Consider the following 14,228-nt stretch of genomic DNA (forward strand, 5'->3'; position numbering starts at 1 on the left):
CACCCGGTTCCCGGACCGGTCAGGAGAAGCCGACCGATGCCCGTCCACGCTCCACCGCGCCGCCGGCCCGGCCGATCAACGAAAGTCGCGGGAGGCGGGGGTGACCGGCGCGGTGATCTCGTCCAACCGGTCGGCGACCAGGTTCGTCACCCCCTCAGCCCGTTCCAGTCGCCCCCGTACGACCAGCGCGTTGCTGCTCCGGGCCACCTTCCGGTAACGCTGCCACAGGCCCGGCGAACAGATCACGTTGAGCATGCCGGTCTCGTCCTCCAGGTTCAGGAAGGTGACCCCACCGGCCGTACCGGGACGCTGTCGGTGGGTGACGATGCCACCGACCCGGACCCGCCGCCCCGACTCCACCCGGGCCAGCTTCGCGATCGGCACCGCGTCCAGCGCGTCGAGCCGATCCCGGACGAACCGGGCCGGGTGGCTCTCCGGCGAGAGGCCGGTGGCCCACACGTCGGCGACCAGCCGGTCCACCGCCGCCATCCCGGGCAGGGTGGGCGCCGTCGCCCCGGTCACCGTGCCCGGCAACCGGCCCGGCCTCTCCTGTGCCGCCGCACCGGCCGCCCAGAGCGCCTCCCGACGGGTCAGCCCGAAACAGGCGAAGGCGTCCGCGGTGGCCAGCGCCTCCAGCTGCGCGGCCGGCAGGCCGACCCGGCGGACCAGGTCCGGCATGTCCGCGTACGGGCCGTGCGCGTCGCGTTCCGCCTCGATCCGCGTCGCCAGGTCGGCGCCGACGGTGCGGACCCCGGCCAGTCCCAGCCGCACCACCGGCCCACCCAGCCCCCACCGGTGCGGTGGCTCGCCCGGTTCGCTGCCCCACCGGGTCTGCGGGGTCGACTCCAGCACCGCCTGCGCGCCGCTGGCGTTGATGTCCGGCCGGCGCACCTCGACCCCGTGCCGGCGGGCGTCGTCGACCAGGGTCTGTGGCGAGTAGAAACCCATCGGCTGGGCGTTGAGCAACGCGGCCAGGAACGGCGCCGGGTGGTAACGCTTGAGCCAGGAACTGGCGTAGACCAGGTAGGCGAAACTCATCGCGTGGCTCTCCGGGAAGCCGAAGTTGGCGAACGCGGAGAGCTTCAGGTAGACGTCGTCGGCCACCTCCCCGGTGATCCCCCGCTCGGCCATGCCGGCGTAGAGGCGCTCCCGGATCCGGTCCATCCGCTCGGTGGAACGCTTCGACCCCATGGCCCGGCGCAACTGGTCGGCGCCGGCGGCGTCGAACCCGGCCAGGTCGATCGCGAGCTGCATCAACTGTTCCTGGAACAACGGCACACCGAGCGTCTTCTCCAGCGCGTTGCGCATCAGCGGATGCGGGAAGGTGATCGGCTCCTGGCCGTTGCGACGCCGGATGTACGGATGCACCGAACCGCCCTGGATCGGGCCCGGCCGGATCAGCGCCACCTCGACCACCAGGTCGTAGAACGTCCGGGGCTTGAGCCGGGGCAGGGTGGCGATCTGGGCCCGGCTCTCCACCTGGAACACCCCCACCGAGTCGGCCCGGCAGAGCATGTCGTAGACCTCCGGATCGTCCAGGGACATGCCGCTCAGGTCGAGGGTGGAACCGATCATGTCGTACGCGTAGTGCAGCGCCGAGAGCATGCCGAGCCCGAGCAGGTCGAACTTGACCAGTCCGGCGTTGGCGCAGTCGTCCTTGTCCCACTGCAACACGGTGCGGCCGGGCATCCGCCCCCACTCCACCGGACAGACCTCGATCACCGGCCGGTCGCAGATCACCATGCCGCCGGAGTGGATGCCCAGGTGCCGGGGGAAGGTCTGCAACTCGTTGGCGTACGCGACGACGTGTTCGGGGATCTCCTCGACGTCCACGTTCGACACGCTCCCCCACCGGTCGATCTGCTTGCTCCAGGCGTCCTGCTGCCCGGGGGAGAAACCAAACGCCTTGGCCACGTCCCGCACCGCCGACCGGGGCCGGTACGAGATGACGTTCGCGACCTGCGCGGTGTGCTCCCGGCCGTACGTGGTGTAGATGTACTGGATCACCTCCTCCCGCCGGTCCGACTCGATGTCCACGTCGATGTCGGGCGGCCCGTCCCGTTCGGGGGCGAGGAACCGCTCGAAGAGCAGGTGGTGGCGGACCGCGTCGACGTTGGTGACCCGCAGCGCGTAGCAGACCGCCGAGTTCGCCGCCGAGCCCCGGCCCTGGCAGTAGATGTTCTCCCGCCGGCAGAACGTGACGATGTCGTAGACCACCAGGAAGTAGCCGGGAAAACCCAGCTCCTCGATCATCCTCAGCTCGTGTTCGAGCTGCTCGTATGCCCTCGGGTGCGCCTCGCGTGGGCCGTAGCGCTCCAGTGCGCCGTCCATGGTCAACTGGCGCAGCCAGCTCATCTCGGTGTGCCCGGGCGGCACCGGATAGGCGGGCAGGTCGGGCGCGACCAGTTGCAGGTCGAAGGCGAGTTCGGCGCCGAACCGCGCGGCCCGCGCCACCGCACCGGGGTAGGCGGCGAACCGGGCCGCCATCTCGGCCCCGCTGCGCAGGTGCGCGGTGGCCGCCGCCGGCAGCCAGCCGTCGAGTTCGTCCATGCTGCGCCGGGCCCGTACGGCCGCCAGTGCGGTGGCGAGCCGCCGCCGCGACGGGGTGGCGTAGTGCACGTTGTTGGTCGCCACGGTCGGCAGCCCGGCGTCGGCGGCCAGCGCGGCGAGGGCGTCGTTGCGGTCACCGTCGGTCGGGTCGCCATGGTCGGTCAGCTCCACCGCCACGGTCTCGGCACCGAAGAGCGCGGTCAGCCGGTCGAGTTCCCGCACCGCCGCGTCGACCCCCTCGGTGAGCAGCGCCGCCGGAACCGGGCCCTTGCGGCAGCCGGTCAGCACCAGCACGTGGTCCCGCAGGTCGGCGGCGACCTCCTCCAGGTCGTAGACCGGGCGTCCCTTCTCACCGCCGCGTAGCTGCGCCCGGGCGATGGTCCGGGCCAGTCGGGCGTACCCCTCCGGGCCGTGCGCGAGCACCAGCAGATGCCGCCCGAGCGGGTCGGGCTCACCAGCCGCCGGTCCGGGCAGGCCGAGGGAGAGTTCCGCACCGAAGATGGTGGGCAGGTGCAGTGCGCGGGCCGCCTCGGCGAAGCGCACCACACCGTAGAACCCGTCGTGGTCGGTCACCGCGAGCGCGGTCAGCCCCAGCCGGGCCGCCTCCTCGGCCAGTTCCTCCGGGTGGCTGGCACCGTCGAGGAAGCTGAAGTTGGTGTGTGCGTGCAGTTCGGCGTACGGCACGGTGTCGCCGGAGGTGACCGGTCGCGTCGGTGAGGTGTAGCGCTCCCGTCGCCGGCTGCTCGGTGCCTCGTCGGCGAGCGGGTCGACCACGCGCAGGTGACCGGCCGGGTCACGCCGCCCGGAGAGTGCGCGTTCCAGCTCCGACCAGGGCATCTTCGGGTTGCGGAAGCTCACCGGCGACACCCCGCGTGGGCCGTTGCGCGTCGGGTCGGGTGGTCAGTCATAGACCGCCTCCACCGTCCACTGCCCCCCGGCGAGGGAGAGCAGCAGTGCCCTACCGTCGGCGAGCCGTACCTGGAACCGGGCCCGCCGCCGGGCCTCGGCCGGCGCCCACCAGCGTTCGTCCAGGGGCCAGGGCCCGGCCCAGCCGACGATCTCCACCGGGGCGGCGGTGCCCACCACGAGCCGGGCCGGGGCGGCACTGACCGCCAATCGGGCGGTCACCGCGACCGGTTCACCCGTGCTGTCGTAGACCGCGGCCGGCACCGGAGTGGGCAACACCACCGCCGGCGCGGGCGGCGGCAACCTGCCTGGCCAGGGCGGTGTCGCCGGGCGGCGGGGGGTCCGCTCGTCCCCCCACGGCACCAACCGGGCCTGGTCGGCCGGGGACCGTCCGCCACCGAGCACCGCGGTCAGCACCGCGTCGGGGCCGAGGATGCCCTGCACTCGGCTCAGTGCCCGGTGTGCCCGGTCCCGTTCGGCGCCGGTCTCACCCCACAGACCCGGTTGCAGGCCGGCCTGGGCGAGCAGCCCGTCGGGCACCAGCCGCAACCGGATGATCCCCGACGTCGGCCGGGGCGGGACGGGGCGCTCTCCGGCACCGGGACGCCGGTTGGTCCCGGAGAGCCAGCCGTCGAGCTGCCAGCGGACCCGGTCGGCGATGGCCGCCGCGCTGAGCAGCCCGTCGTGCCGCCAGACGCGGTGCAGTTCCTGGCCGTGTTCGGTGACCGCCTCGATGCCAAGCCGGGTGCAGGCCAGGGCGTGCCCGGCGAGGGTCTCGTGCAGCCGTTCGGCGAGGGAACGGGCAGCGAACGCGGCGGCGTCGACCCGGTCGAGCGCTTCGTCGTACGTCTCGGTCACGGCCAGGTCCGGCGGCGGCCGGCGGACCGCGAGCCGCCGGTGGTCGCGGCCGGCGGCCAGTTGGTGGGCGAGCGCGGCGTCGAACCCGAACCGGGCCAGTACGTCACCCGCCGGCAACGCCGCGAAATCGGCCAGGGTACGCAGCCCGAGCCGGCGCAGCAGGTCGGTCAGGGCCGGTCGGCCGAGCGCCTCGACCGGCAGCCCGGCGAGGAAGTCCCGGGTGCCACCGGGCGGTACGAGCTGACCGGTACGGGCGGCCAGACCGGCGGCGAACAGCCCGTCGGCGATGCCGATCTGGCTCTCCACCAGGCAGGTCTGGGCGACGTGCTCGACAATCCGCTCGGCGGCCTGTTCCTCGCCGCCGAAGTAGCGGGCCGGGCCACGGGCGACGAGCGCGCAGGCGCCCGGGCGGATCACCTCGACCCCGGCGGCGACCTCCTCGACCGCGGTGACCACCGACTCGAAGGCGCGGGAGTCCCGGCCGGGATCGTGGTCGACCACGACCAGTTGCGGGCAGCGGTTCTGCGCCTCCCGTTTACGCAGGCCACGCCGCACCCCCTCGGCGCGGGCGGCGGTGGAGCAGGCGTACACCCGATTGGCGTGCAGCACGGCGACCGGGGCCGACGCGGGGACTCCGTCGACGATCTCGGCCGCGACCACCGGCCAGTCCGGGCACCAGAGGAGCAGGGTGCGCACCGGCGTCTGCTCTCCGGCGTCCCCCGTCCCGCCCCCCATCACACCCTCCTCGACCGGCCCGTCGAGCGCGACCGGCCCACCCAGTCACCTTAGAACATGTGTTCGATTCTTGTTCGACGGACCTCCCCTGACGCCCCGTGACCAGCGGTTCGCGCAGCCGGCGGTCGCCCGACGACCTCCTCCACCGCCCGGCTCCACCACCCGGCGAACCCGGTCGGCCACGCCGGTCGGGTCCCTCACCGCGCGACCAGGGTGAGCGCGGTACGCCGCCCCCCGGTCTCCGATCCGGTGGTGGGCGATCCGGGCGTACGGCTGCCGCCGGCCGGCTTGACCGTGCGGGTGGCCTCGTCGCCCGGCATCCAGACCTTGATCTCCTTGGGCCGGGCGGCGGCACCACGTCCCCGGGCGGAGACGGTCACCTCGCGCCGACGCAATCTGCCCCGACCCTGACCGAGCCCTTCCCACGCGCCCCCGATCACCTGAAGGGTGACGTCGGCCCCGGCCCACTGGCCGTACGGGACCAGCACGCTGCCGCGCTGACGGGCTCGGGCGGCCAGCCGACTGGTGACCGAGGCGCTGATCGAGCCCGGCACAGCGACGACGACCACGTCGACCCCGTCGATCAGGGCGGCGACCACGGTCGCCCATTCCGGTCCGGGGTTCGGCACGAGGGCGAGCCGGTCCAACGCGATGCCGAGTTCGGCCGCCGCCCCCATGCCGAGGGTCGGTACGCCGACCACCGCACACCACGAACCTGCACGCGACGCCTCGGCGAGCAGCGCCAGCAGGAGTGAGGTGCCGCCGCTACGGACGGGTTGGCCGGTGCCGACCGCGACTGTGCTGCCCCGTCGCAGCCCTCGGTTGGGCAACAGACCGATCAGTTCGGGAAGCACCGGCAGCGTCCGGTGGGCGCCGGCCGGATCCGGAGCGCTAGCCGGTCGAACCAGGTCCGTCAACGCTGCCGACCCGACCGCCATCCGGCCCGCCATGGGCTCACCCACCCCCCCGTTTCTGCAGATGTGTCGCCGATCCGATCTCGCGGCTCAGGCGGCCAATCCGTCGAAGGCGGGTTGGTGGGACAGGCCGAGCGCGGCCTCGACCACGGCTACGAACTGCTCGGCCGAGCGGAGCAGGTCGTCGGCTTCCCGCTCGGTCACCACCCGGGGGATGCCGGCCTCGGCGGCGGCGCGCTTGGTCGCGCCGGTGGCGAAGTAGGTGGCCCACTCCCCCATCTCGGGGGCGACGAGCATGAGCAGGGCCCAGACGCTGGTGACCCGGTTGCGTCGGGTGGGGGCGGGACGGGCCCGGGCGGCGAGCACCGCCGCGGCGGCACGCAGGGCGGCCAGGTGCGCCGCGGCGTAACGCAGTCCCTCGGGTCGGGTCTGGGCGGCTTCCGCCAGCCCACGCCGGGCGATCACGAGCAGTTGGGCCGGGGTCCGGTGCGGCAGCATGTGCGCCGGCACCGTCGGCACCTGAACCGGGCTGGTCGACATGGGAATCTCCTCCGCTTCGCCGCCGCGTCGCCACCGGTCGGGCCTGGAGCCCGGGTGGCCACGCACTGTCGGATAGCCCGCTGCGGAGGAAGACGCACCGGTGGTGCCGGCCGGGTGTGGATGCTTCCCCACACCTCACCCGGCCGGCTGAACCGGCGGGGTCATCGCCCGCCGCCCGGGGGTCGTGGGCGGCGGACGACGATCCTGCCTTGGTGGCCCGGGCCGGTGTGCCCGGAGCCCGCGCGGTCCGCGGAACCGCACGCCGGGAGCCACGCCGCGAACGCGACTCCCGATCGCCAGGACGAGCGCTCGACCCGATGCGGACACGACCGGACCGAAGACGACCGATCGAGCGACACCTAATCGAACACGCGTTCTAACTACTGATGACAGTACACCTCGCCGCCGACAAAAACGCAACGTACGACCCGTACCGGCGCCGCATGTCGGCACCGGGCACACGGGAGGCGGGTCAGCCGCCCGCGCGGCGGCACCACCCACCCCTGCCGGACGGGGGGGATCCACCACTTCACGGCCCGGCCGTACGGGCTTCATCTGCCCTTCCCCCGCCCACCGGGCGGGAGTGGATAGCATCCGAAGAGTTGATCAAGAGTCACCCGAAAGGGGACCACCGGATCAGCCGACCCGTCCCGATGATCGATCGATCGGCACCGCTGTCCCGGGCGGTGGTGACGGGGCGCTCCGGCGCCGCCTCCACGAGGGGCGACGCCGTGCGCGTGGGCCCGCCACTGATGCCGTGGCGGGCCCACGCGGCGCCGGTAACGCCACCGACGCCACGCACTCACCCCTCGCCGTCGGGCTCCCCGGTCAGCAGGAAGTCGGGGCGGTCCGCCCGCCACCTCGGCAGGTCCATCGAGTTGAGCACGGAGATCAACTTCTTCTCCTCGTACGTGAAGTGCGTCTCCATGATGGCCGACAGGCCCTCCAGTTCCGCGCGTACCCGGCTCGCGGCGCCCGGGTCGGGATCCGCCGGCAGGTCTCCCAGCAGCCTCTCCAGGTTGCCCAGGATCCAGTCGATCCGGTTGTGGTCGGTCTTCAACTCGGTGATCACCCGGCGCAGCTCGGGGAACTCCTCGGCGATGACGGGGAACGCCCCTCGGTCCTCGCCGGTGTGGTGCCGGGTGAGCGCCGAACAGAAGCTGAGGCAGTGCGCCCGCAGGTCGCGGGGCGGCAGACCCTCGCCCGCGAAATAGGCGTCGACGTTGTCCCGGAGGTCTTCCAACTGCTCGCGGAGCCAGATGTGCACTTCGACCAACTGGTTGCCGAAGGCGGTGAGGCGACTGCTCGCCTCGAAACGTGCATCCATGTTCCTCCCCGGATCGGGCGCCGGGTGCGGAACACCACGGGCGCCACGGCCCAGTATCTCCACGAGCGTCCGCCTCCCGGTGCCCCTACGCCCACCGGCCGCTCCCAAGGCCGTTCCAAAGCCGTTCCCAAGGCCGGGGCCAGGGGCAGACTCCGTGTCCGAGGTGTGGGAGTAACGGGCGGGTGGCGGGGTGGGTACTGACGTCACGCCGGTAACCTCGGTCGGTGACCACTCGTAACCCGGCTCTCGGCGTACTGATGGTGCTCTCCGCGAGTGCCCTGTTCGCCGTCAACGGGACCGTGTCGAAGCTGGTGCTGCGCGCCGGCGTCGAGGCACCGCAGCTCACCCTGATCCGGGCGGCGGGCGCCTTCGCCGGACTGCTCCTGCTGAGCGTGCTGGTGCGTCCGGGCGTACGCCGGCTCCGGGTCAGCGTCCGCGAACTGCCGCTGCTGATCGGCTTCGGCCTGGCCGGGTTCTTCCTCACCCCGATGCTCTACTTCACCGCGATCTCCCGACTTCCGGTCGGGATCGGGCTGCTGTTCGAGTACACCGCTCCCCTGCTCGTCGCGCTCTGGGCCCGCTTCGGTCAACACCAGCGGGCCCGTCCCCGGCTCTGGCTCGGACTCGCCGCGAGCCTGGCCGGACTGGCCTGTGTGGCCGAGGTCTGGGGCGCACTGGAGTTGGACGGGCTGGGGGTGCTCGCCGGGCTCGGCGCGGCCGTCGTGCTCGCCTGTTACTACGTGCTCGGCGCGCGGGGTGTACAGCAACGGGACACCCTCTCCCTGACGACCTGGGCGTTCGGCGCCTCGGCGGTCGCCGGCCTGATCACCCGGGCGGTGGCCGTCGGCGGTGGCGGTTGGGAACCGCTCCATGGGAGCAGTGGCGGGGTTCCGGTGCTGTTGCTCTGCGCGTACGTGGTGGTGCTCGGTTCGATCGTGCCGTTCCTGCTGGTCTCCGGCTCGCTGCGGCATCTCCCCGCGACCAGCGTCAGCATTCTCGGGATGGCCGAGCCGGTGATCGCCTCGGTGGTCGCCTGGCTGGCCATCGGTACCGGTGAGGCGCTCACGACCGTCCAGATCGCCGGCGGCCTGGTAGTCCTCGCTGGCGTCGCGCTCGCCGAAACCGCCCGCCTTCCCGCTCCCGCCGCCGCCCTGTCCGATCCCCCCGTCCCCGTCGATCGTGAAGTAAGTCCCCTCGGAGCGCCCGATCCGGCGCGCTGACTTCACGATCGACGCGACCACGAGCGACGCAAACACGAGCGGGAGCCGGCCGACCTGAGGGGCTGACCGGCGGCCCCCGCGTACCACCTGGGCAAGATGGGGGCATGCAGCCCCACACCGGTCAGCCGATCGGCGACCCCGCCGAGGTGGCGTGAACCAGCCGCCGGACCTCGTCACCCTGCACGTCTGGCGGATACCCCGCCGGGCGTTGCCGAGGGCGCTGACCCGGATGGCGGTCGACCGGCGCCGACTGCGGGCCACCCCCGGCGTACGGTTCGGCAAGCTGCTCGGCACCGGCAGCGGGACCAGCTTCGGGCCGACCGACGCCGACCTGACCCGCTGGGCGGCGCTGGTGGTCTGGTCCGAGCCGGCGCGGGCGGCCGACTTCGACGACAGCCCGGTGGGCCGCGCCTGGGGCCGAATCGCGCTGGCCGGCGCCCGCCTCGACCTGCGCCCGCAGGCCAGCCGGGGCCGCTGGGCCGGTACGGAACCCTTCGGCGCCCCGGCCAACCGAACCGACCCCGTCAACCGAACCGACGCGGCCCACCGAACCGACGCCGCCCAGCGCACCGACGCCGCCCAGCGCACCGACGCCGCCGACCGCCGCAGCTCGCACGGGCGACCCACCGCCCCGGGCGGGCCGGTGCTGGCGCTGACCCGAGCCCGGTTGCGTCCGGCGCGGGCGGCCACGTTCTGGCGGGCGGTCCCCCCGGTCGTCGCGGCGCTACGGGACGCCCCCGGACTCCTCGCCCGGTTCGGTGTCGGAGAGGCACCACTGGGCTGGCAGGGCACGGTCACCGTGTGGCGCAGCAGCACGGACCTGGTCGAATTCGCGTACCGTCAGCCGGAGCATCGCGGCGCGATCATGCGCACCCCGACCGAGCGGTGGTACGCCGAGGAGCTTTTCGCCCGTTTCGAGATACGGGCGGTGCACGGTGACCGGACCGTACTGGACTGGGCAGGTCACGATGATGGCCCAGAGTGATGATTGCCGAGAGTGACGATGGCGATGAGGAGCGGGCAGGCATGAGGTTGGTGCCGTGGCAGCCGGACGACCTGGTCCGGCGGCTCGACGACGTGGTGACGGTCTACGGCGAGGCGATGGGCTACCGGGCCGAACTGCTTGAGGCCCGACGGGGCTACATCGCCACCCACGTACGCCGCCGCGGCTTCCGTGCGGTGGCCACGCTGACCAACGACGGGCGGCTGGCCGGCTTCGGTTACGGCTACCACTCCTACTCCGGCCAGTGGTGGCACGACCAGGTGTACGCCGCGCTGACCGACGACGGGCGTAAAACCTGGTTCACCGACTGCTTCGAGGTGGTCGAACTACACGTACGCCCAGCGGCACAGGGGCACGGGATCGGCGCCCGCCAGCTCACCGCCCTGCTCGGCATGGCGCAGGGGAGCACCACCCTGCTCTCGACTCCGGAAGCGGACGAGCAGAAGTCCCGGGCGTGGCGGCTCTACCGGCGCTTCGGCTTCGCCGACGTGCTGCGCGGCTTCCACTTTCCCGGCGACGAGCGTTCGTTCGCCGTACTCGGTCGGGAGTTGCCGCTCGCCCCGCCGACCCCCGACTGACCCGGCGGAGGATCGATTGGACCGGAACCGGTTGCGGTGGCTGCCGCTGGTCGTACTGGTGCTGGCGCAGATCGGCTACCCGCTCACCGAGGGTCAGGACCGGGCCCGGTTGACCGTGGCCACGGTCGTGCTCGGTTACCTGCTGTCGGTCGGCCACGCCCTGTGCAGCCGAGGTGCCCGGACCGCCGCCGTGCTGATCCTGGTCACCACCGGCGGCGGCTGGGCGGTCGAGACGCTCGGCGTGACGACCGGCTTCCCGTTCGGCGACTACGACTACTCGGGGCAGCTCGGGCCGAAACTGGGCGGCGTACCACTGGTCATCCCGCTCGCCTGGACCTGGATGGCGTGGCCGGCCTGGCTGGCGGCGGTGCGGTTGACCCGACCCGGCCCCCGACGGGTCGCGCTGGCCGCGGTCGGGCTCGCCACCTGGGACCTCTTCCTCGACCCGCAGATGGTCGCCGAGGGCTACTGGAGCTGGCACCGGCCGACCCCGGCACTGCCCGGCGTGGCGGGGGTGCCGCTCGGCAACTACCTGGGTTGGCTGCTGGTCGCGGTGCTGCTGATGGCCGTGCTGGCCCGGCTCACCCCGGTCGAGCAGGCGCGCGACGCCACCGACGCCCCGATGTACGCGCTCTACCTCTGGACGTACACCTCCAGCGTGCTCGCCCACGCGGTCTTCCTCGACCTGCCCGGCTCGGCCGCCTGGGGGGCGCTGGCCATGTCGGTGGTCGCCGTGCCGCTGGCCGGCGCACTGTTGCGACCTCGCCTTCCGCACCGGGTACGCGCGTGAGCTGGGCAGGTGCCGTACCGGCCCTGGTCGGCGCCGCCGTGGTCGCCGCGCTGACCCTGCACGGCCACGTCAACGCCACCCGTTGGCTGCGCCGTACGCCCACTCTGGCCACTGTGGACGAACCGGTCTCGGTCCTGCTGCCGCTACGGGACGAGGCCGGCCGGCTCACCCCGTGCCTGCGGTCGCTGCTGGCCCAGCGGGGCGTACCCGCACTGGAGATCGTGCTCCTCGACGACGGCTCCACCGACGGCACCGCCGACGTCGTGCGTACGGTCGCCGCCGGTGACCCGAGACTGCGACTGCTCACCGGTGCGCCACCCCCGCCCGGCTGGCTCGGCAAACCGTACGCGTGCCAGCAACTCGCCGAGGCGGCCAGCGCCGACTCGACCGCGCTGGTCTTCGTCGACGCCGACGTGGTCCTGAGCCCGTACGCGGTGGCGAGCGCCGTCGCCGCGTTGCGTACGGCGCGAGCCACGCTGCTCACCCCGTACCCCCGGATCGTCACCGGTTCGATCGGTGAGCGGCTGGTCCAACCGCTGTTGCAGTGGACCTGGTTGACCTTCCTGCCGCTGCGGGCGATGGAACGCTCGCCGCGCCCGTCGCTCGCGGCGGCCGGTGGACAGTTCCTCGTCCTCGACCGGGCCGGCTACCAGTGGGCCGGCGGGCACGCGGCGGTCCGGGACCGGATCCTGGAGGACGTCGAACTGGCCCGCGCGGTCAAGCGGGCCAACGGGAGGATCGCCCTCGCGGACGGCTCCGACCTGGCCGACTGCCGGATGTACGGCTCCTGGGCCGAGGTGCGCGACGGCTACACCAAGTCGCTCTGGGCGTCGTTCGGTTCACCGGTCGGCGCCACGGCCGTGGTCGCGTTGCTCCTGCTCCTCTACACCGTGCCACCACTGCTCGCGGTGGGGGCGGCGGTCGCCGGTGCGGTGCCACTGGCCGTGGCCGCGTCCATCGCCTACCTGCTCGGCGTCGCCGGCCGGCTGGTCAGCGCCCGGGCCAGCGGTGGCCGACGCTGGCCGGACGTTTTGGCACACCCGCTCTCGGTCGCGCTGCTGGGTTGGTTAACCCTACGGTCGTACCATCTGCGCAGGCGGCGACGGCTCTTCTGGCGCGGTCGGCCGGTGCTCTGACCCAGCTCACGGCACCCGCGCCGGTCCACGCCGGCACCGGATTCCACGATCGGCCGGACCGGTCGGCCAGCGGAGGAGGCGCACGGGGTGAGTCGAATCGTCGTTGTCGGCGCCGGGGTGGGCGGCCTCGCCACGGCGGCCCGGTTGGCCGCCACCGGACACGAGGTCACGCTCTTCGAGCGGGCCGAGACGGTTGGCGGCAAGCTCGGCCGCTACTCCCGCGACACCCCCGCCGGTACCTTCCACTTCGACACCGGCCCCAGCCTGCTCACCCTGCCGCAGGTCTTCACCGACCTCTTCCTCGACACCGGCGCCAAACTCGACGAGTACCTCGACCTGGTGCCGTTGGACCCGATCGTGCGGCACCACTTCCCCGCGTACGCCGGCTTTCCAGGCAACAGCGGCTTTCCAGGCAACGCCGGCTTTCCAGGCAACGCCGGCGGAGCCGCGACGGTGCTCGACTCCTGCGCCGAACCGGAAACCTTCGCAGCCCGGATCGGCGCCGTGTTCGGTCCCGAGGCCGAGGCGGACTGGGAGCGGCTCTGGCGGCGGGCGGGACGGATCTGGCACGCCGCCTGGCGGGACATCCTGCGCAACAGCGTCGACTCGCCGCTCGACCTGGCCCGCCTCGCCTGGCGGCTGGGCGACCTGGCCGCGATCCGCCCCGGGCAGAGCCTGCGCGGGCTGGGCCGCTCGCACCTGCGCGACCCACGGCTGCGGATGCTGCTCGACCGGTACGCCACCTACACCGGCGCCGATCCACGCCGGGCGCCGGCCGCGCTCGCCGCGGTTCCCTACGCCGAACTGGCCTTCGGCGGCTGGTACCTGCGCGGTGGTCTCGGCGCTCTCGCTGACGCGCTCCTCTCCCGCTGCCTGGACCTGGGGGTGGTGGTGCAGACCGGCACCACGGTGACCGGCGTCAACGCCGCCGGAGGTCGGGTCCACGGGGTACGGCTGGCCGGCGCGACCGCCCCGGTGCCGGCGGACGTGGTGGTGGCCAACGTGGACGCGCTCACCGTCTACCGGGATCTGCTCCCCCGCCCGGACCGGCTCGCCGGCCTGGCCGACCGGAGCCTCGCCGGTTTTGTGCTGCTGCTCGGCGTACGCGGGTCGTCCGGCCTGGCGCACCACAACGTGTTCTTCCCGAGCGACTACGACGCCGAGTTCGACGCGGTCTTCGGCGACCCGGGGCGGGGCGTACCGGCCCGGCCGGCACCGGACCCGACCGTCTTCGTGACCGTCGCCGACGACCCCGCCGTCCGGCCGGCCGGGCACGAGTCCTGGTTCGTACTGGTGAACGCGGCACGGCAGGGCCGTTCGCTCACGTCGGTCGACTGGCGGCGGCCCGGACTCGCCCAGGCGTACGCCGACCGGATTCTGGACGTACTCGCCGCGCGGGGGGTGGACGTACGGGACCGCCTGCTCTTCCAGGAGGTCCGTACCCCGGCCGATCTCGCCACCGCCACCGGCACCCCGGGCGGGGCGATCTACGGCACCGCCGGAGGCATGCTGCGTCCGGCGAACCGGGGCCCGGTGCCCGGTCTCTTCCTGGTCGGCGGCTCCACCCATCCCGGCGGCGGGTTGCCGATGGTCACCCTCTCGGCCCAGATCGTCGCGGCCCGGATCGGCGCTGCCTGACCTTTGCCAAGATCAGACCTGACCGTCGCCGGG

Annotated in this window: 11 protein-coding genes; 6 read left to right on the forward strand and 5 right to left on the reverse strand. The window is 73.2% G+C overall.

Features of this window, described 5'->3' with window-relative positions:
• Positions 1-75: 75 nt before the first annotated feature.
• The 5 genes from ACIBF5_RS01595 to ACIBF5_RS01615 form a co-directional block, all read right to left on the reverse strand.
• Positions 76-3,408 (reverse strand): error-prone DNA polymerase, encoded by a 3,333-nt coding sequence (locus ACIBF5_RS01595; RefSeq protein WP_396806968.1) that lies wholly within the window; start codon positions 3,406-3,408, stop codon positions 76-78.
• Between the two features lie 42 nt (positions 3,409-3,450).
• Positions 3,451-5,049, reverse strand: coding sequence for a DNA polymerase Y family protein (locus ACIBF5_RS01600; protein WP_396806970.1), 1,599 nt, complete (start codon positions 5,047-5,049; stop codon positions 3,451-3,453).
• 197 nt (positions 5,050-5,246) lie between these two features.
• Positions 5,247-5,999, reverse strand: coding sequence for a hypothetical protein (locus ACIBF5_RS01605; RefSeq protein WP_396807367.1), 753 nt, complete (start codon positions 5,997-5,999; stop codon positions 5,247-5,249).
• A 54-nt stretch (positions 6,000-6,053) separates the two neighbouring features.
• Positions 6,054-6,503, reverse strand: coding sequence for an SAV_6107 family HEPN domain-containing protein (locus ACIBF5_RS01610; RefSeq protein ID WP_396806972.1), 450 nt, complete (start codon positions 6,501-6,503; stop codon positions 6,054-6,056).
• Positions 6,504-7,305: 802 nt separating this feature from the next.
• Complete coding sequence (locus ACIBF5_RS01615; protein ID WP_396806974.1) at positions 7,306-7,830, reverse strand: hemerythrin domain-containing protein; 525 nt, start codon at positions 7,828-7,830, stop codon at positions 7,306-7,308.
• Positions 7,831-8,054: 224 nt separating this feature from the next.
• Here ACIBF5_RS01615 and ACIBF5_RS01620 point away from each other — a divergent pair, with 224 nt between their 5' ends.
• The 6 genes from ACIBF5_RS01620 (at position 8,055) to ACIBF5_RS01645 (ending at position 14,195) form a co-directional block, all read left to right on the forward strand.
• Positions 8,055-9,050: an EamA family transporter gene (locus ACIBF5_RS01620; protein WP_396806976.1), complete on the forward strand. Its 996-nt coding sequence runs from the start codon at positions 8,055-8,057 to the stop codon at positions 9,048-9,050.
• 151 nt (positions 9,051-9,201) lie between these two features.
• Positions 9,202-10,035, forward strand: coding sequence for a monooxygenase (locus tag ACIBF5_RS01625; protein WP_396806977.1), 834 nt, complete (start codon positions 9,202-9,204; stop codon positions 10,033-10,035).
• A 41-nt stretch (positions 10,036-10,076) separates the two neighbouring features.
• Positions 10,077-10,631 carry a GNAT family N-acetyltransferase gene (locus ACIBF5_RS01630; protein ID WP_396806979.1) on the forward strand — a complete coding sequence of 185 codons (555 nt, stop codon included), beginning with the start codon at positions 10,077-10,079 and terminating at the stop codon, positions 10,629-10,631.
• A 16-nt stretch (positions 10,632-10,647) separates the two neighbouring features.
• Complete coding sequence (locus tag ACIBF5_RS01635) at positions 10,648-11,421, forward strand: carotenoid biosynthesis protein (protein WP_396806981.1); 774 nt, start codon at positions 10,648-10,650, stop codon at positions 11,419-11,421.
• Positions 11,418-12,557, forward strand: a complete 1,140-nt coding sequence (locus ACIBF5_RS01640; RefSeq protein WP_396806983.1) for a glycosyltransferase — start codon at positions 11,418-11,420, stop codon at positions 12,555-12,557. The genes ACIBF5_RS01635 and ACIBF5_RS01640 overlap by 4 nt, the downstream gene beginning before the upstream one ends.
• Positions 12,558-12,644: 87 nt before the next feature.
• Positions 12,645-14,195: a phytoene desaturase family protein gene (locus ACIBF5_RS01645; RefSeq protein ID WP_396806985.1), complete on the forward strand. Its 1,551-nt coding sequence runs from the start codon at positions 12,645-12,647 to the stop codon at positions 14,193-14,195.
• The last annotated feature ends 33 nt before the right edge of the window (positions 14,196-14,228 follow it).

Origin of the sequence: Micromonospora sp. NPDC050417 (assembly GCF_044458865.1) — a bacterium.
Classification (GTDB): domain Bacteria; phylum Actinomycetota; class Actinomycetes; order Mycobacteriales; family Micromonosporaceae; genus Micromonospora_G.

Bases quoted from the DNA above. Each gene is read 5' to 3' on its own strand.
- ACIBF5_RS01600 (WP_396806970.1), bottom strand. From the start codon at position 5,049: ATGGGGGGCGGGACGGGGGACGCCGGAGAGCAGACGCCGGTGCGCACC.
- ACIBF5_RS01605 (WP_396807367.1), bottom strand. From the start codon at position 5,999: ATGGCGGGCCGGATGGCGGTCGGGTCGGCAGCGTTGACGGACCTGGTT.
- ACIBF5_RS01610 (WP_396806972.1), bottom strand. From the start codon at position 6,503: ATGTCGACCAGCCCGGTTCAGGTGCCGACGGTGCCGGCGCACATGCTG.
- ACIBF5_RS01615 (WP_396806974.1), bottom strand. From the start codon at position 7,830: ATGGATGCACGTTTCGAGGCGAGCAGTCGCCTCACCGCCTTCGGCAAC.
- ACIBF5_RS01630 (WP_396806979.1), top strand. From the start codon at position 10,077: ATGAGGTTGGTGCCGTGGCAGCCGGACGACCTGGTCCGGCGGCTCGAC.